This is a genomic window from Nocardioides sp. OK12, from assembly GCF_024341885.1.
In the GTDB taxonomy this organism is placed as follows: Bacteria; Actinomycetota; Actinomycetes; order Propionibacteriales; family Nocardioidaceae; genus Nocardioides; species Nocardioides marinisabuli.
Genome location: NZ_BNET01000001.1, coordinates 759689 through 776191, shown reverse-complemented (window position 1 = coordinate 776191; position 16503 = coordinate 759689). Strand labels below are relative to the sequence as shown.

Genomic DNA, 16503 nt, shown 5'->3' with positions numbered 1-16503 from the left:
TCGACCACCCGGCGCGGGAGCCGCCCCGGGCCGGCCTCACGAGGCGTGCGGGTGCTCCTGGTGGCGCACCTCGGCGTCCGGTCCGGGGTAGACCAGCGACTCGTGGTCGGTGTCGGACCACCGCACCAGGTACGGCGGCGAGCCGTCGTCGTGGCGCACCTCCACCACCACGCCCTCGCGCTCCTTGGCCCCCACGTGCGCGCTGTGCACGACCAACCGGTCCCCGACCGCTGCGTGCATCGTCCTCACCTCGCCGTCCCGACAGACCGTCGCCACCCTGGTCCGCCAGCGTGGCCACCACCAGCATGGCCACGACCGCGCCCGCGCCTCCACGGACGAAGGTCCCACCCTGCGGGGACGAAGGTCCCGGAGCCGTGCCTACTCCCAGAAGACCCGCTCGACGACGGCGTGCGCCAGCCGGGTCATCCGCAGGTGGTCGTCGACCATCTGCTCGGAAGTGCCCTCGGGGTAGCCCAGGATCGCCGCCACCGCCGCCCGCTCGCGCAGGTCGGAGGGGAGCTGGTCGCTGGGGGTGCCGCGCACCAGCGTCACCGCGTTGCGGGTGCGGCTGACCCGCCGCCACGCCTGGGCCAGCAGCGAGGCGTCCTCGCTGGCCAGCAGACCCGCCTCCTCGGCGGCCGCCAGCGCCGGCAGGGTCCGCGAGGTGCGCAGGCCGGGCACCTGCCCGGCGTAGCGCAGCTGCAGCAGCTGCACGGTCCACTCGATGTCGGCCAGGCCGCCGCGGCCCAGCTTGAGGTGGGTCTTGCGGTCGGCCCCGCGCGGCAGGCGCTCCTGGTCGACGCGGGCCTTGATGCGGCGCACCTCGATCACGTCGTCGTCGCCGAGGCCGCCCTCGGGGTAGCGCAGCGGGTCGATGAGGTCCTCGAAGCGCCGGCGCAGGTCGAGGTCGCCGACGACGGCGTCGGCGCGCAGCAGCGCCTGCGCCTCCCACACCACCGACCACTTCTCGTAGTAGGCGGCGTACGAGTCGAGGGTGCGCACCAGCGCGCCCTGCTTGCCCTCGGGGCGCAGGTCGGCGTCGACCAGCAGCGCGGGGTCGGAGCCAGGCAGCGCGAGCAGCCGGCGCAGCTCGTTGGCCACCGCCTGGGCGTACGTCGCCGCCTCGTGGCCGTCGGCCCCGCCGACGGGCTCGTGGACGAACAGCACGTCGGCGTCGGAGCCGTAGGACAGCTCGAAGCCGCCGTAGCGCCCCATCGCCACCATCGCCATCCGGGTCGGCGCCTGCTCCAGGCCCTTCGAGCGGCGCACCGACTCCCCCACGACCTCGAGGGTCACCTCGAGGGTGGCGTCGGTGAGCCGGGACAGCCCGGCCCCGACGTCCTCGACGTCGGTGAGCCCGAGCAGGTCGCCGGAGGCGATGCGGAACAGCTCGCGCCGGCGCACCGCCCGCACCGCGCGCACCGCCTTTTCGGCGTCGTCGCGGCGAGCCGCGGCCGCCCGCATCTCGGCGGTCAGCGACTCGGCGTCCAGCGGGGCCAGCGACTGCCCAAGCATCCGCACCCCCTGCGGCTCGCGCTCGAGCAGGCTGGTGGCGTAGCGCGAGGTCGAGAGCACCCGCGCGAGACGCTGGGCGACCTGGCCCTCGTCGCGCAGCGTGGTGAGGTACCACGGGGTCTCCCCGAGCGCCTCGGAGATGCGTCGGAAGCCGAAGAGCCCGGCGTCGGGGTCGGGCCCGTCGGCGAACCACTCCAGCAGCACCGGCAGCAACGTGCGCTGGATGTTGGCCGAGCGGGTCACGCCGCTGGTCAGCGCCTCGAGGTGGCGCAGCGCGGCGCGCGGGTCGGCGTACCCCAGCGCGGCGAGGCGGTCGCGCGCGGCGTCGGCCGAGAGCCGGGCCTGGTCGCCGGGCAGCTGGGCCACCGCGGCCAGCAGCGGGCGGTAGAAGAGCTTCTGGTGCAGCCGGCGCACCTCGCGGCGGTGGTGCTCGAGCTCCTTGTGCAGCCCGTCGACGGCGTTCTTGAGGTGGCCCATGCTGCGCCCCAGCCGGCGCAGCGCGTCGGGGTCGTCGGGGATCACGTGGGTGCGCCGCAGCCGGTGCAGCTGCATGCGGTGCTCGAGGGTGCGCAGGAACGCGTAGGCGTCGTGCAGCTGCTCGCCGTCCTCGCGGCCGATGTAGCCGCCGCGGGTTAGGTCGGCCAGGGCGCTGAGGGTCGTGGGGGCGCGGATCGTCTCGTCGGCGCGCCCGTGCACCATCTGCAGCAGCTGGACGGCGAACTCGACGTCGCGCAGCCCGCCGGCTCCGAGCTTGAGCTGGCGCTCGGCCTCCTTGCTCGGGATGTGGTCGAGCACGCGGCGGCGCATCGCCTGGGTGTCCTCGACGAACCCGTCGCGCTCCGCGGCGCTCCAGACCATCGGCGCGACCATGTCGACGTACTCGCGGCCCAGCTCGGCGTCGCCGGCGACCGGGCGGGCCTTGAGCAGCGCCTGGAACTCCCAGGTCTTGGCCCACTTCTCGTAGTAGCCCTGGTGGCTGGCCAAGGTGCGCACCAGCGGGCCCGACTTGCCCTCGGGGCGCAGGTTGGCGTCGACGGGCCAGATCTCGCCCTCGCCGGTCGGCTCGGAGCAGATCCGCATCAGGTGGGCGGCCAGCTGGGAGGCCGCCCGGTTGGCGGCGTGGTCGTCGGCGCCGTCGGCCGGCTCGTAGACGAAGATGACGTCGACGTCGGAGACGTAGTTGAGCTCGTGGGCGCCGCACTTGCCCATCGCCACGACCGCCAGCCGCGCCAGGTCGGCCTTCTCCCCCAGCCGCTGCCGCGCGATGGCCAGCCCCGCCTCCAGGGTCGCGGCCGCGAGGTCGGAGAGCTCGGCGGCCACGTCGTCGACGCCGACCCCGTGGGCCAGGTCGCGTGCGGCCAGGCGCAGCAGCACCCGGCGGTACTCCACGCGCAGCACGTCGACCAGCGCCGCGTCGTCGCCCTCGGCGACCGGCGCGGGCTCGCCCGGGTCGGCCCCGACCGCGCGCAGCATCGCCTCGCGCACGGCGTACGCCGCCGGGCGGCTGCACTCGAGCGTGTCGTCGTCGAGCTCGCGCCACTGGTCGGGGTGGCGCACCAGGTGGTCGCTGAGCGCCTCGCTGGCCCCCAGCACCGCGAGCAGCCGGCTGGCGGTGCCCTCGTCGGCCAGCAGCCGCTCGAGCAGCTCCTCGGCCTCGCCGGGCCCCTCGGGCAGGGCCTCCAGGAGCCGCACCAGACCGGCGACGGCGTGGTCGGGGTCGGCGGTGCGTGCCAGCAGCGGCAACAGCTCGTCGGCGGCGGCACCGACCTCCCCGAGCCGCTCCAGCGACCCCTCGGCGTCGCTGAAGCCGAGCCGCAGGAGCTGGCCCTTGGTGGTCGCCACCCGGCTCACCGGAGCGCTCGCTCCCCGGCCAGCCGCGCGAAGGACAGCGCGAGGGGGCGCCAGGCCTCGTCGAGCTCGGGGCGGGCCACGTCGACGCGGGCGACCTCGGCCGCGGTGTCGACGCCGGGCGCGGGCTTGTCGTCGGAGGCCGCCCAGCGGGCCACCACGGCGGCGTCGACCTCGGGGTGCAGCTGCAAGCCCCAGGCAGCCGGCGCGTGGCGCACCACCTCGGCGTCGCCCTGGGGCGTGCTGGCCAGCAGCAGCGCCCCCGGCGGCAGCGCGGTGACCACGTCGTTGTTCCAGTGCACCCCGCGCCGCGGGGTGGCCAGGGCCCCCACCAGCGGGTCGTCGGCGGCCGCGTCGCTCCACTCGACCGGCACCAGCCCGACCGTGCGACCGCGCGGGTTGACCTCGACCCGACCACCCAGCGCCGAGGCGAGCAGCTGGTGGCCCAGGCAGATGCCCAGGGTCGGCACCTCGGCGCCCACCGCGTCGCGCAGCAGCTGCTTGGTCGGGGCCAGCCAGGGGTGCGCGGACTCCTCCTCGGCGCCCATCGAGCCGCCCAGCACCAGCAGCGCGTCGTACGCCGAGGGGTCGCCGGGCAGCGCGTCCCCGGCGTAGGGCCGGCGCACGTCGAGCTCGCACCCGGCCTCGGTCAGCCACCCGCCGACCAGGGCCGGCGGGCAGTCGTCCTCGTGCTGGACCACCAGCACCCGGGCCACGCGGGGCACGCTCAGAGGACCGGCAGCATGCGGTCGCGCTCGAAGGCCGAGACCTGGCCGCGGTACTCGTCCCACTCGGCGCGCTTGTTGCGCAGGAAGAAGTCGAAGACCTGCTCGCCCAGGGTCTCGGCCAGCAGCTCGGAGTCCTCGGCGACGCTGATCGCGTCGTTGAGGTTCTTGGGCAGCGGCTTGATGCCGAGGCTGGTGCGCTCGCGCTCGGTCAGCGACCACACGTCGTCCTCGGCCTCGCGGGGCAGCTCGTAGCCCTCCTCGATGCCCTTCATGCCCGCGGCCAGGACCGCGGCGTAGGCGAGGTAGGGGTTGCAGGCGGCGTCGATGGTGCGCAGCTCGACGCGCGTCGACTGGCCCTTGAGCGGCTTGTACATCGGCACCCGGATCATCGCCGAGCGGTTGTTGTGGCCCCAGCAGATGTAGGAGGGCGCCTCGCCGCCGAACATCATCCGCTTGTAGGAGTTGACCCACTGGTTGGTGACCACGGAGATCTCGGGGGCGTGGTGCAGGACGCCGGCGATGAAGCGGCGCCCGGTGGTGGAGAGCTGGTACTGCGCGCCGGCCTCGTAGAAGGCGTTCTCGTCGCCCTCGAAGAGGCTCAGGTGGGTGTGCATGCCCGAGCCGGGGTGGGTGGTGAACGGCTTGGGCATGAAGCTGGCCCAGATGCCCTGGCTCAGCGCCACCTCCCGGATCACGGTGCGGAAGGTCATGATGTTGTCGGCCGTGGTCAGCGCGTCGGCGTAGCGCAGGTCGATCTCCTGCTGTCCCGGGCCGGCCTCGTGGTGGCTGAACTCCACCGAGATGCCCATCTGCTCGAGCATCGTGATCGCCTCGCGGCGGAAGTCGGCGCCCTCGGACTGCGCGGTGTGGTCGAAGTAGCCGGTGCGGTCGACCGGCACCGGCTCGTCACCGGCGCCCGGCAGGCCCTTGAAGAGGTAGAACTCGATCTCGGGGTGGGTGTAGAAGGAGAAGCCCTGCTCGGCGGCCTTGCCCAGGGTGCGCTTGAGCACGTGGCGGGGGTCGGCGTACGACGGGGTGCCGTCGGGCATCTCGATGTCGCAGAACATCCGCGCCGTCGAGGGGCCCTCCTCGCGCCACGGCAGGATCTGGAACGTCGACGGGTCGGGCTTGGCCAGCATGTCGGCCTCGAAGACCCGCGCGAAGCCCTCGATCGCGGAGCCGTCGAACCCGATGCCCTCGTCGAAGGCGTTCTCGAGCTCGGCCGGGGCGACCGCCACCGACTTCAACGACCCCAGCACGTCGGTGAACCACAACCGCACGAACCGGACGTCGCGCTCCTCGAGAGCGCGGAGAACGAAGTCTTCCTGCTTGCCCATGGCCAGAGCCTAGTGGTGGGCGCCCCCGGCCGGTCGGAGGGTCTCACCCGGGTCTCACCGGCACACGGTGACGTCCTGCGAGCCGAGGACCCCCTCGTGGGCGCGGCGCATCGGCGAGAGCCACGGCGTCGTGGTCTCCAGGTGCGCCAGGGTGCCGGTCACGGGGCCGTGCACGCCGGGCACCTGCACGCGTCGTACGACGACGGGCAGGGTGACCTTGTCGCGCGAGGTGCCCTCGAAGCAGCCGCTGGCCCGGTTCTTGGTGCGCGCGACGTCGGTGTCGACCCGCTCGCCCGCACCCAGGCCGGCGTAGCGGAAGACGACCGAGGTGTCGTAGCCGGTGTGGCCCTCCCAGGGGGCGCGGACCACGACCTGCATGCCGGGGGTGCGCGAGTGCGGCACCGCGAAGGCGACCTTGCCGTCGCGCACCCGCTTCTCCAGCGAGGCCCACAGCCGCGGCTCGGCCGGGTCGTCGGTGGCGAGGCCGGAGTAGACCTGCACGCGGCAGCCGCGGCAGTCGTCCATGGGGAGCACGACGCGGGTGGTGCCGGCCTGGGGGTCGGACCGGCTGCCGGCCTGGGTGCCGGCGGCGACGCCGCTGGTGAGGCCGGCGGTGAGGCCGGCGGTGACGGTGGTGAGGGTCGCCAGGGTGGCGAGGGTGGAGCGACGCACGGGGTGCCTCCTGCGGGCGGTGGGTGCTGCGGGTGGATGGTCGTCTGCTCTACGCCCGGCGGCGGCGCGCGGTTGCACGGCGTCGCGCCGCCACTGCTGGTCTGGACCACCTGTCGCGGCGCCTGCGTCGTGGTTTGCCGCCGCTCCCCCGCGGGCACCAGACCTGCGGGGGTCGGCGCGCGCTCGCGCGCCCGTGCGGCTCCCGCGCCCGCCCGCCGTCGACAGCGACCAGGAGCCCCGTGAGCGCCACCGTCGACCACGCCGCGCCCTCCGGCGCGGGGCGCTCGGCTGCCACGCTGCTGGCCCCGCACGACCTGGTCGGCGACCCCGCCGTCGTCGCGGCCTGGGGCCGGCTCGCCGCCTCGGCCCGCCACGCCAACCCCTTCCTCGGCCCCGCGGTGCTGCGGCCCGCGCTGCGCCACCTGGCGGGGGGTGACGACGTACGCCTGCTGACCGTGGGGGCGCCCGGGCGTCTCGACCTGCTGCTCCCGGTGGCCGCGCACCAGCGGGTGCGGCGCACGCCGGTGCGGGCGAGCGTCGCCTGGGCGCACACCCACCACTTCCTGGGTACGCCGCTCGTCTCCCCCACGCTCGACCAGCGGGGCTGGCGGGCGGCGCTCGCAGCGGTTGCGACCGCCGGCGACGCCTGGTTCCTGCTGCCCCACACCGACCTCGACGTGGTGCGAGAGGTGGAGTCGGCCGCCGCCGCGTCGGGGCTGCTGACCCGGCGCCTGGAGGAGCAGACCCGTCCGGTCACCCACCGCCGCGAGCGCGACGACTACGCCGAGCGGCGCCTGAGCGGCCGGCGGCGCAAAGAGCTGCGCCGGGTGCGCCGACGGCTCGAGGAGGACCTCGGCGGCGGGCTGGCGCTGGTCGACCTCGCCGACGGCGCCTCGCCGTCGGACCTCGAGGCCGCGCTCGCGCAGTTCCTGGCCCTCGAGGCCTCAGGCTGGAAGGGCGCCGACGGCGGCGCGATCGCCGCGCGACCCGCCGAGCGGGCGTTCTTCCTCGAGGCCTGCCGCGCCCTGGCCGCCGAGGGGCGCCTGGAGCTGCTGGCCCTGCGCGGCCGGACGGGCGGGGCCGCCGCGATGGCGGTGGTGCTGCGCGACGGCGCGACCCAGTTCACCTTCAAGATCGCCTACGACGAGCAACACGCGGCGCGCTCCCCCGGGCTGCTGCTCTACCTCGACCAGCTCTCGCTCTTCCACGCCTCGGGCGCCACGCTCGTCGACACCTGCGCGGCCCCCGACCACCCGATGGCCCGACGCCTGCACGGCGACGACCGGACCCTGGTCACCCTGGCCGTCGGCCTCGGCCCGCGTCGCGGCGCGCCGGCGGTGCGCTGGGCCCAGACCACCACCAGGACCGCCGCGGCCGTGCGCCGCCACCGCCGCCCACCCGCCCCACGAGAGGACCACCCATGAGCGACCTGCTGCACCTCGACGAGCAGTCCGTGCGCGCCCTGCGCACCGCCGGCGAGACCGGCGAGCCGCAGGAGGTGACCCACGCACTGCGCTCGCACGACCTGCTGACCCTCGAGGCGCTGGCCGACCTCGCGGTCTCGCTGCCCGCCGACAGCATCGAGCACAACGTCGGCGCACTGCCCGACGTCGTCGCCGACGGCCGCGCCCCCACCCTCGACCTCGAGCTGCGCGAGATGATCCTGGGCCTGGAGACCAACGGCGCGTGGTGCGTGGTCAAGAACGTCGAGCAGGACCCGCGCTACAGCGCGCTGCTCGACTCCTGCCTCGACGAGATCGAGGACCTGGTCTCCGGGCCGGGGCAGGCCTACCACCGCGAGGGGTTCGTCTTCCTCTCCGCGCCCGGCTCGATGACCCCCTCGCACATCGACCCCGAGCACAACGTGCTGCTGCAGGTGCAGGGCACCAAGACGATGGTCACCGGCCGCTGGGCCAGCCCCGAGGCCCGCGCCGACGAGGCCGAGCGGCTGGTGGGTGGCGGGCACCGCAACCTCGGCCACGACGTCCAGGAGCCGGTCGAGCACCACCTGCAGCCCGGCGACGGCATCTACGTGCCGCCGTACACCCAACACAAGGTCGTCAACGGCCCGGCGCTGTCGATCTCGCTGTCGGTCACCTGGCGCAGCCGCGCGCTCGCCGACGAGGCCCGGGTGCTGCGCGCCAACTCCTACCTGCGCCGCGCCGGGCTCACCCCCACCGCCCCCGGCACCCGCCCCGCCGCCGACCGCGCCAAGGCGACCGCCATCTCCGCGGCCGAGCGCGCCAAGGCCGCCGTACGCCGCCGCTGACCCGGCCCATATCTCTCGCCGACCCGGCGCATACTTCGCGCCGAGCCGGCGCATATCTCTCGCCGAGCCGGCGCAGACCTGCACCCGGCCCGGACCCGGGAGATCTTGGCCGGGTCAGTGCGAGATCTGCGCCGGGTCAGGTGCGGGGGACGTTGGCCTCGATCTCGGCCAGCCAGGCGGTGGGGGCGGCGTCGGAGGGCATCCGCCAGTCACCGCGGGGCGACATGGTGCCGCCGGCGCTGACCTTCGGGCCGTTGGGCAGCGCGGAGCGCTTGAACTGGCTGGCGAAGAAGCGGCGCACGAAGACCTCGAGCCACCCGCGGATCGTGGCCAGGTCGTAGGCGCCGCGCTTGTCCTCCGGGAAGCCCGGCGGCCACTCCCCCGCGTCCGCGTCGCGCCAGGCGTGCCAGGCCAGGAACGCGATCTTGCTGGGCCGGTAGCCACGGCGCAGCACGTGGTAGAGCGTGAAGTCCTGCAGCGAGTAGGGCCCGACGGTGTCCTCGGTGCGCTGCTCGGGCTCGTCCTCGGTGGCCGGGATCAGCTCGGGGGTGATCTCGAGCTCGAGGATCTCGCGCAGCACGTCGTTGGTCTCGGCCTCGAACTGCTCGCTGTCGGCGACCCAGCGGATCAGGTGCTGCACCAGCGTCTTGGGCACCCCGGCGTTGACGTTGTAGTGCGACATCTGGTCGCCGACGCCGTACGTGCACCAGCCCAGCGCCAGCTCCGAGAGGTCACCGGTGCCGACGACGAGACCGCCGCGGTGGTTGGCCAGGCGGAAGAGGTAGTCGTAGCGCAGCCCCGCCTGGACGTTCTCGAAGGTGACGTCGTAGACCTGCTCGCCCTCGGAGTAGGGGTGGTCGAGGTCGTCGAGCATCTGCTCGGCGGCCGGGCGGATGTCGATCTCCTCGAACGAGACCCCCAGCGACCCGCACAGCCGGGTGGCGTAGTCCTTGGTCTCGCTGCCCGTCGCGAAGCCGGGCATCGTGAAGGCGAGGATGTCGCTGCGCGGGCGGCCGGCGCGGTCCATCGCCTTCGCGGCGACGATCAGCGCGTGGGTGGAGTCGAGGCCGCCGCTGACCCCGATGACGACCTTGGGCTGCCAGCGCTCGCTGCTCATCGCCAGCATCCGCTGCTCGAGGCCGTAGACCTGGATGTTGTAGGCCTCGTAGCAGTCCAGCGCGAGCCGCTCGGGGTCGTCGGGCACGAACGGGAAGCGGTCGACCTTCCGCCGCAGCCCGATGTCGCCCGAGGGCGGCGCCAGCTCGAAGCGCACGGTGCGGAAGCCGGCGCTGCGCTCGGCGTGGGTGCGCCGGTTGTCGTCGAAGGTGCCCATCCGCAGCCGCTCCTGGCGCAGGTGGTCGAGGTCGACGTCGGCGACGACGTGGTGGGCGCCGTCGACGAACCGCTCCCCCTCGGCCAGCACCTCGCCGACCTCGTAGATCATCGTCTGCCCGTCCCACGACAGGTCGGTCGACGACTCGCCCTGGCCGGCGGCCGCATAGACGTACGCCGCGTTGCAGCGGTGCGAGGCCGAGCGCACCAGCAGCCGCCGGTCCTCGGCACGGGCCACCGTGATCGGGCTGCCCGAGAGGTTGGCCAGCACCGTGGCCCCCGCCAGGGCGGCCTCGGCCGACGGTGGCACCGGCACCCACATGTCCTCGCAGACCTCGACGTGCAGCACCAGCCCCGGCACGTCCACGGCGTCGAAGAGCAGGTCGGGCCCGAACGGCACCGAGCGGCCGGCCACGGTGACGGTCCCGCCGCGGCGGTCGTCGCCGGGCGCGAAGTGCCGTCGCTCGTAGAACTCGCGGTAGGTCGGCAGGTACGACTTCGGCGACACGCCTAGCACCTCGCCGCGGTGCACCACGACCGCGCAGTTGAGCACCCGGCCGTCGACGACCAGCGGCGCCCCGACCACCAGCACCGGGGCCAGCTCGGCCGAGCCGGCGACCACCGTGGCGACGGCCTCGTCGACGGCGTCGAGCAGCACGTCCTGCAGCAGCAGGTCCTCGATCGAGTAGCCGGAGAGGCACAGCTCGGGGAAGACCGCGACCGCGACCCCGTCGTCGTGGCAGAGCCGGGCCTGCTCGAGCACCCGCTCGGCGTTGGTGGCGGGGTCGGCGATCGCCACCGGCAGCGTGCAGGCCGCGACCCGGGCGAATCCGTGCGCGTAGGCGTTGTAGAAGTCCACGGCACGCAGTGTGTCAGCCGCCCGGCCCGGCCGGGACGACCAGCCGGGTGGTCCCGGCGGGCCGGGCCCGCCCGTCGGCGGGAGGGCTCAGTCGGGGTAGCCGTCGGGGTTCTGCGACTGCCAGCGCCAGGTGTCGGCGCACATCTCGTCGACGGTCCTGACGGTGCGCCACCCGAGCTCGGCGTTGGCCTTCGAGGGGTCGGCGTACGACGCCGCCACGTCGCCGGCACGCCGCGCCACGACCTCGTACGGCAGCTCGCGGCCCACGGCGCGCTCGAAGGCGTGCAGCAGCTCGAGCACGCTGGTGCCGCGTCCGGAGCCGAGGTTCCAGGTGCTGACCGGCTCGGTGGTGCGCCCGAGCGCCTCGAGCGCGGCGACGTGGCCCGCGGCGAGGTCCTCGACGTGGATGTAGTCGCGCACCCCGGTGCCGTCGACGGTGTCGTAGTCGTCGCCGAAGACCTGCAGCTTCTCGCGCCGGCCCACCGCCACCTGGGCGATGTAGGGCATCAGGTTGTTGGGCACGTCGCTGGGGTCCTCCCCGATCGTGCCGGAGGGGTGCGCGCCGACGGGGTTGAAGTAGCGCAGCAGCGCGAAGCGCGACTCGGGGTCGGCGGCGGCGATGTCGGAGAGGATCTGCTCCTGCATCACCTTGGTCCAGCCGTAGGGGTTGGTCGCGAAGGTGGGGCGGTCCTCGGTGGCGCCGGCCTGGTCGGTGCCGTAGACGGTGGCGCTGGAGGAGAAGACCAGCTTGTGCACGCCGTGGCGCTGCATCGCGCGCACCAGCGAGAAGGTCGAGCCGAGGTTGTTCTCGTAGTAGTCGAGCGGCTTGGCCACGCTCTCGCCGACGGCCTTGTAGCCCGCGAAGTGGATGACCGCGTCGATCTCCTCGGTCGCGAAGAGGTGCGCGGTCTTGTCGGCGTCGGTGAGGTCGAAGGCGTGCACGGGGATGTGGCGACCCGACAGCGCCTCCAGCCGGCCCACGACGGTGGGCTTGGCGTTGGAGAAGTCGTCGACGACCAGGATGTCGTGACCGGCCTCGACGAGGGCGAGGACCGTGTGAGAACCGATGTAGCCGGCACCGCCGGAGACCAGGACGCGCATGGGCGCAACCTAACCCGCGCCCTGCCCGGACGCCCAGACCGGCGCCGCCCCCTCACCCTCACCCCTGTGGCGTACGCGGTCGCCGCGCCGTCGCCGCGCCGCCGCCGCGGCGCGGGCGCGTGAGCAGCACCACATCGGCCCCGCCGTGGCCCCGGGCCTAGCCTGGGGGCAGTCCGTGGACTCCAGCAGGGAGCCGCGAGATGCACCACGAGGAGCTCGGCCATGAGCGAAGAGACCGCCCCCTACGGCAGCGGCACCCCCGCGCCCGCCTCCGCCGCGCAGGCCCCCGTCAAGCGGGTGCGCACCCACCACCTGCGCGAGATGAAGCAGCGCGGCGACAAGATCACGATGCTGACGGCGTACGACATGTTCACCGCCGCCACCTTCGACGAGGCCGGCATCGACCTGCTGCTGGTCGGCGACTCCGCCTCCAACAACGTGCTCGGCAACGAGACCAGCCTGCCGGTCACCGTCGACGAGCTGCTGCCGCTGACCCGCGCGGTCGCCGGCGCGGCGCGCCGCGCGATGGTCGTGGGCGACCTGCCCTTCGGCAGCTACCAGGCCTCGCCCGAGCAGGGCTACCTCACCGCGGTGCGGTTCATGAAGGAGGCCGGCGCGCACTGCGTGAAGCTCGAGGGCGGCGTCGAGATGGTGCCGGTGATCGAGAAGCTCACCCGCGGTGGCGTCCCGGTGATGGCCCACATCGGCTTCACCCCGCAGTCCGAGCACACCCTGGGCGGCTATCGGGTGCAGGGCCGCGGCGAGGCGGCCGAGCGGGTGCGCCGCGACGCGCTGGCGGTGCAGGAGGCCGGCGCCTTCGCGGTGGTGATGGAGATGGTGCCCGGCGACGTGGCGGCCCAGATCAGCCGCGAGCTCGACATCCCCACCATCGGCATCGGCGCCGGGGCCGGCTGCGACGGCCAGGTGCTGGTCTGGCAGGACGCCTTCGGGCTGCGCACCGGGCGGATGGCGCGCTTCGTCAAGCAGTACGCCGACGTGCACAGCGTGCTGCTCGAGGGCGCCCGCGCCTACGCCGAGGACGTCAAGGGCGGCACCTTCCCCGGGCCCGAGCACACCTTCTGACCGGCGCCGGGCGCCCAGGGCCTTCTCAGGTTCTCCTCAACCGGGTGCCCGATGCTGGCCGACCACCTCGACCAGGAGCCCCGTTGGACACCCAGACCCTGCTCAACCTCGGCCTCGTGCTGCTCTTCGTCGTGGTGGGGGGTGTCTTCGCCGGCACCGAGATCGCGCTGGTCTCGCTGCGCGAGTCGCAGCTCGACCAGCTCGAGCGCAAGGGTGGGCGCGGCGCCCGCGTGGCCGCGGTCGCGCGCGACCCCAACCGGTTCCTGGCCGCGGTGCAGATCGGCGTCACGGTCGCCGGCTTCTTCTCCGCGGCGTACGGCGCCTCCACGCTCGCGCCCGACTTCGCGCCCGCGCTGGTGGCGCTGGGGCTGCCGACGGGGGCGGCCGACACGGTCTCGCTGATCGCGCTGACCCTGGCGATCGCCTACGCCTCGCTGGTGCTGGGCGAGCTGGTGCCCAAGCGGATGGCGCTGCAGCGCAGCGCGGGGGTGGCGCTGCTGGTGGGCCCGCCCCTCGACCGCTTCGCCACGCTGATGCGACCGGTCGTGTGGTTCCTGTCGGCCTCGACGAACGCGGTGGTGCGGCTGCTCGGCGGCGACCCGCACGCCGCGTCCGAGGAGATGTCCGACGAGGAGCTGCGCTACCTCGTCGACCAGCACGAGGGCCTGGAGCCCGCGGAGCGGCAGATCCTCGTCGACGTCTTCGACGCCGGCGACCGCACCCTGCGCGAGGTGATGCGCCCGCGCGGCGACGTGGTGGTGCTGCGTGCCGGGGCCCGCATCGAGGAGGCGCTCGCCACGGTGCTGGCCCACCCGTTCTCGCGCTACCCGGTCGTGGGCCGCGGCCCCGACGACGTGCGCGGCTTCCTGCACGTGCGCGACCTGCTGGGCGCCGACCCGCAGGCGCGGGTCTCCTCGCTGGCCCGCGAGATCGTCTTCCTGCCCGGCACCAACAAGGTGCTGCCGACGCTGACCTGGCTGCGCGACCACCGCACCCACATCGCCGTGGTCGTCGACGAGTACGGCGGCACCGACGGCATCGTCACCCTCGAGGACCTCGTGGAGGAGCTCGTCGGGGAGATCCACGACGAGTACGACGTGCCGCTCACCGCAGCGCGGGCCGGCACCAACGGGGCCGACCCCGCGCTCGACGCGGGGCTGAGCATCGAGGACTTCGGGGCCGCGACCGGCCTGGTGCTGCCCGACGGTCCCTACGAGACCGCGGCCGGCCTGGTGCTGCACCGGCTGGGCCGGGTCGCCCACGTCGGCGACCGGGTGCGGCTGGCCGACGCCGAGCTGGTCGTGGTGCGGGTCGAGGGGCACCGGATCACCCGCCTCGAGGTGCACCCCGTCCCCCCGCCCGAGCAGGAGTGAGCCGAGCGGTCACTTCTGCACCATCGACCGGTCACTCCCGCACCGTCGACCGGTCACCGAGTCCTGGGTGACGGGTCGGCGCGCCCGGGATCAGTCCCAGTCGAGCCAGATCCCGCCGGGGACCACCACGAGGAACCAGGTCACCGCGGAGACCACCGCCACCCACGGCACCCAGCGCGGGTGCAGGGTGAACCAGGCCGAGGCCACCAGCAGGCAGAAGGCCCACCACACCAGCATCAGCGCCTGCACCCACCAGGGCGTGAAGGGGGCGCTGGCGGCGTACAGGAAGAAGGTCGTGGCCATCCCGACCATGCCCACGAAGGGCCACGGGTCGGCCGCGTCGGGGCGCGGGGCAGGGCGGGTCCGTCGACGTGCCATCGGCGTGCTCGGTCCTCTCCGGCTCAGTCCTCGAGGCCGGCGTCGTCCCAGCGCTCGTCCTCCTCGTCCCACTCCTCGTTGCGCGCCTGGGCGATCTCGAGCGCGTTGGCCGCGGCCTCGCGCGAGTCGTAGGGGCCCATCCGGTGCTTGCCGGGACACAGGTCGTCGACCGTCTCGACCCGGTGGTGCTTGACGCAGAACCAGTACTGGTCGGGGTTGCCGCCTTCGCTCATGCCCCGACACTAACGCCTCGCGACGCCGCCTAGACTCGCTCGACGTGACTCCCGTGGCGCCCGCGACCCTCTCCCCCCGCCGACCCGTGCCCGCCCACGTCGTGCGGCCCGAGTACGTCGACCGCGACGCGCCGGCGCCGTACACCGGGCCCGAGGTCAAGGACGCCGAGACCATCGAGAAGATGCGGGTCGCCGGCCGGCTCGCCGCGCAGGCCCGCGAGGAGGTCGGCCGCCACGTCGCGCCCGGCGTCACCACCGACGAGCTCGACCGGATCGGCCACGAGTTCCTCTGCGACCACGGCGCCTACCCCTCCACCCTGGGCTACCGCGGCTTCCCCAAGTCGCTGTGCTCCAGCGTCAACGAGGTCGTGTGCCACGGCATCCCCGACAGCCGGGTCGTCGAGGACGGCGACATCGTCAACATCGACATCACCGCCTACCTCGACGGCGTGCACGGCGACACCAACGCCACCTTCCTCGCCGGCGACGTCGATGAGGAGTCGCGGCTGCTGGTCGAGCGCACCCGCGAGGCGCTCGAGCGCGGCATCAGGGCGGTCAAGCCGGGGCGCCGGATCAACGTCATCGGCCGGGTCATCGAGTCCTTCGCGAAGCGGCACGGCTACGGCGTGGTGCGCGAGTTCACCGGCCACGGCATCGGCACGCACTTCCACTCCGGGCTGATCGTGCCGCACTACGACGACCCGCAGCACGACGACCTGATCGAGGTCGGGATGACCTTCACGATCGAGCCGATGCTCAACCTGGGCACCCACGAGTGGGAGATGTGGGACGACGGCTGGACCGTCGTGACCGCCGACCTGCGCCGCTCCGCGCAGTTCGAGCACACGCTGCTGGTGACCGCCGACGGCGCCGAGGTGCTGACGAACCCCTGAGCGCGGCTCAGTGCCGGCTGTCGGCCAGGCGGCGCTGCACGCGCAGCACGTCGGCCTGGTGGTCGTAGTCGTCGCTCATCACCGCGGCCAGGCGCAGGAAGCCCAGCGCCTCGGCGTACCGGCTCTGGCGCTCCAGGCTGCGCCCGAGCGCGTGGCAGGCCCACACGTCGTCCGGGCGCTCCTCGACCAGCAGGCGCAGGTCGTCCTCGGCGCGCTGCAGCTGGGCGCGGGCCAGGAAGGCCCAGGCGCGCAGCGAGCGCAGCCCGCGGTTGCCGGGCTCGCGCTCCAGCGCCGGCTCGAGGACGTCGAGCGCCTGCGACGGGGCGTTGCGGGCCAGCAGGTCGTAGGCGGTGCGGTAGGCGGACTCGGGCGCCCACTGCCCGGGGAAGAGCAGCGGCGGGGCCTGGATCGGGGACTCCTCGCTCATGGTGGTGCAACAAGCCGGGCAAGCGCGGTGTTCCGCTACCCTGGTCACGCGGACGGGCTGGCCGGGCGACCGCGTCGTACCTCTCGAGGTGCGCCGAGGAAGGTCCGGGCTCCACAGGGCGAGGTGGTGGGTAACACCCACCCGGGGCAACCTGCGGGACAGTGCCACAGAGAACAGACCGCCACGACCGGCTCCGGCCGGGCGGGGCAAGGGTGAAACGGTGGAGTAAGAGACCACCAGCGTCCGGGGCGACCCGGACGGCTAGGCAAACCCCACCTGGAGCAAGGTCAAGAAGCCACCACTCGTGGTGGCGCGCGTGCGTTCGAGGGCGGCCCGCCCGAGCACGCGGGTAGACCGCTGGAGCCCACCGGCAACGGTGGGCCTAGATGGATGGTCGCCCCCCGGTCCGAGAGGCCCGGGGACAGAACCCGGCCTACAGGCCAGCCCGTCCGCAC

15 protein-coding genes and 1 other RNA gene are annotated in these 16503 nt (G+C 74.0%); 6 read left to right on the top strand and 10 right to left on the bottom strand.

Features of this window, described 5'->3' with window-relative positions:
• Positions 1 to 36: 36 nt before the first annotated feature.
• The 5 genes from OCU29_RS03815 to OCU29_RS03795 form a co-directional block, all read right to left on the bottom strand.
• Positions 37 to 240 (bottom strand): DUF1918 domain-containing protein, encoded by a 204-nt coding sequence (locus OCU29_RS03815; RefSeq protein WP_261818840.1) that lies wholly within the window; start codon positions 238 to 240, stop codon positions 37 to 39.
• 138 nt (positions 241 to 378) lie between these two features.
• Complete coding sequence (locus OCU29_RS03810) at positions 379 to 3366, bottom strand: bifunctional [glutamine synthetase] adenylyltransferase/[glutamine synthetase]-adenylyl-L-tyrosine phosphorylase (protein ID WP_261818839.1); 2988 nt, start codon at positions 3364 to 3366, stop codon at positions 379 to 381.
• Complete coding sequence (locus tag OCU29_RS03805; protein WP_261818838.1) at positions 3363 to 4079, bottom strand: type 1 glutamine amidotransferase; 717 nt, start codon at positions 4077 to 4079, stop codon at positions 3363 to 3365. Before OCU29_RS03805 ends, OCU29_RS03810 begins: the two co-directional genes overlap by 4 nt.
• Before the next feature lie 11 nt (positions 4080 to 4090).
• Positions 4091 to 5428, bottom strand: coding sequence for a type I glutamate--ammonia ligase (glnA, locus tag OCU29_RS03800; protein ID WP_179616157.1), 1338 nt, complete (start codon positions 5426 to 5428; stop codon positions 4091 to 4093).
• A 54-nt stretch (positions 5429 to 5482) separates the two neighbouring features.
• Positions 5483 to 6100 (bottom strand): hypothetical protein, encoded by a 618-nt coding sequence (locus OCU29_RS03795; protein WP_261818837.1) that lies wholly within the window; start codon positions 6098 to 6100, stop codon positions 5483 to 5485.
• Between the two features lie 239 nt (positions 6101 to 6339).
• On the opposite strand from OCU29_RS03795, the gene OCU29_RS03790 reads away from it, so the two are divergent.
• Both OCU29_RS03790 and OCU29_RS03785 read left to right on the top strand, forming a co-directional pair.
• Entirely contained in the window at positions 6340 to 7524 is a 1185-nt protein-coding gene (locus tag OCU29_RS03790; RefSeq protein WP_261818836.1) for a GNAT family N-acetyltransferase, read from the top strand.
• Positions 7521 to 8369 carry a cupin domain-containing protein gene (locus tag OCU29_RS03785; protein ID WP_261818835.1) on the top strand — a complete coding sequence of 283 codons (849 nt, stop codon included), beginning with the start codon at positions 7521 to 7523 and terminating at the stop codon, positions 8367 to 8369. Before OCU29_RS03790 ends, OCU29_RS03785 begins: the two co-directional genes overlap by 4 nt.
• A 136-nt stretch (positions 8370 to 8505) precedes the next feature.
• Here the strand turns inward: OCU29_RS03785 and OCU29_RS03780 are convergent, their stop codons facing one another.
• Together OCU29_RS03780 and galE are read right to left on the bottom strand one after the other, a co-directional pair.
• A complete protein-coding gene (locus OCU29_RS03780; protein ID WP_261818834.1) occupies positions 8506 to 10560 on the bottom strand; it encodes an NAD(+) synthase in 2055 nt (684 codons plus the stop codon).
• An 87-nt stretch (positions 10561 to 10647) separates the two neighbouring features.
• Positions 10648 to 11661: a UDP-glucose 4-epimerase GalE gene (galE, locus tag OCU29_RS03775; RefSeq protein ID WP_261818833.1), complete on the bottom strand. Its 1014-nt coding sequence runs from the start codon at positions 11659 to 11661 to the stop codon at positions 10648 to 10650.
• A 222-nt stretch (positions 11662 to 11883) separates the two neighbouring features.
• Here galE and panB point away from each other — a divergent pair, with 222 nt between their 5' ends.
• Positions 11884 to 12744, top strand: coding sequence for a 3-methyl-2-oxobutanoate hydroxymethyltransferase (gene panB / locus OCU29_RS03770; RefSeq protein ID WP_261818832.1), 861 nt, complete (start codon positions 11884 to 11886; stop codon positions 12742 to 12744).
• An 83-nt stretch (positions 12745 to 12827) separates the two neighbouring features.
• On the top strand, positions 12828 to 14117 hold the full coding sequence (locus OCU29_RS03765) for a hemolysin family protein (RefSeq protein ID WP_261818831.1): 1290 nt from the start codon (positions 12828 to 12830) through the stop codon (positions 14115 to 14117).
• Positions 14118 to 14207: 90 nt separating this feature from the next.
• On the opposite strand, the gene OCU29_RS03760 is transcribed toward OCU29_RS03765, so the two are convergent.
• Positions 14208 to 14495 (bottom strand): hypothetical protein, encoded by a 288-nt coding sequence (locus OCU29_RS03760; protein ID WP_261818830.1) that lies wholly within the window; start codon positions 14493 to 14495, stop codon positions 14208 to 14210.
• A gap of 23 nt (positions 14496 to 14518) precedes the next feature.
• On the bottom strand, positions 14519 to 14728 hold the full coding sequence (locus OCU29_RS03755) for a hypothetical protein (RefSeq protein ID WP_261818829.1): 210 nt from the start codon (positions 14726 to 14728) through the stop codon (positions 14519 to 14521).
• A gap of 44 nt (positions 14729 to 14772) precedes the next feature.
• Here OCU29_RS03755 and map point away from each other — a divergent pair, with 44 nt between their 5' ends.
• Positions 14773 to 15621 carry a type I methionyl aminopeptidase gene (gene map, locus OCU29_RS03750; RefSeq protein ID WP_179616147.1) on the top strand — a complete coding sequence of 283 codons (849 nt, stop codon included), beginning with the start codon at positions 14773 to 14775 and terminating at the stop codon, positions 15619 to 15621.
• Positions 15622 to 15628: 7 nt separating this feature from the next.
• On the opposite strand, the gene OCU29_RS03745 is transcribed toward map, so the two are convergent.
• Positions 15629 to 16048 (bottom strand): tetratricopeptide repeat protein, encoded by a 420-nt coding sequence (locus OCU29_RS03745; RefSeq protein ID WP_261818828.1) that lies wholly within the window; start codon positions 16046 to 16048, stop codon positions 15629 to 15631.
• A gap of 53 nt (positions 16049 to 16101) precedes the next feature.
• Here OCU29_RS03745 and rnpB point away from each other — a divergent pair.
• Positions 16102 to 16500, top strand: an RNA gene (rnpB, locus tag OCU29_RS03740) — RNase P RNA component class A.
• Positions 16501 to 16503: the final 3 nt, after the last annotated feature.

Excerpts from the sequence above, each read along its gene's own strand:
- panB (WP_261818832.1), top strand. The coding sequence starts at position 11,884 with ATGAGCGAAGAGACCGCCCCCTACGGCAGCGGCACCCCCGCGCCCGCC.
- OCU29_RS03755 (WP_261818829.1), bottom strand. The coding sequence starts at position 14,728 with ATGAGCGAAGGCGGCAACCCCGACCAGTACTGGTTCTGCGTCAAGCAC.
- OCU29_RS03785 (WP_261818835.1), top strand. The coding sequence starts at position 7,521 with ATGAGCGACCTGCTGCACCTCGACGAGCAGTCCGTGCGCGCCCTGCGC.
- OCU29_RS03745 (WP_261818828.1), bottom strand. The coding sequence starts at position 16,048 with ATGAGCGAGGAGTCCCCGATCCAGGCCCCGCCGCTGCTCTTCCCCGGG.
- OCU29_RS03815 (WP_261818840.1), bottom strand. The coding sequence starts at position 240 with ATGCACGCAGCGGTCGGGGACCGGTTGGTCGTGCACAGCGCGCACGTG.
- galE (WP_261818833.1), bottom strand. The coding sequence starts at position 11,661 with ATGCGCGTCCTGGTCTCCGGCGGTGCCGGCTACATCGGTTCTCACACG.
- glnA (WP_179616157.1), bottom strand. The coding sequence starts at position 5,428 with ATGGGCAAGCAGGAAGACTTCGTTCTCCGCGCTCTCGAGGAGCGCGAC.
- OCU29_RS03760 (WP_261818830.1), bottom strand. The coding sequence starts at position 14,495 with ATGGCACGTCGACGGACCCGCCCTGCCCCGCGCCCCGACGCGGCCGAC.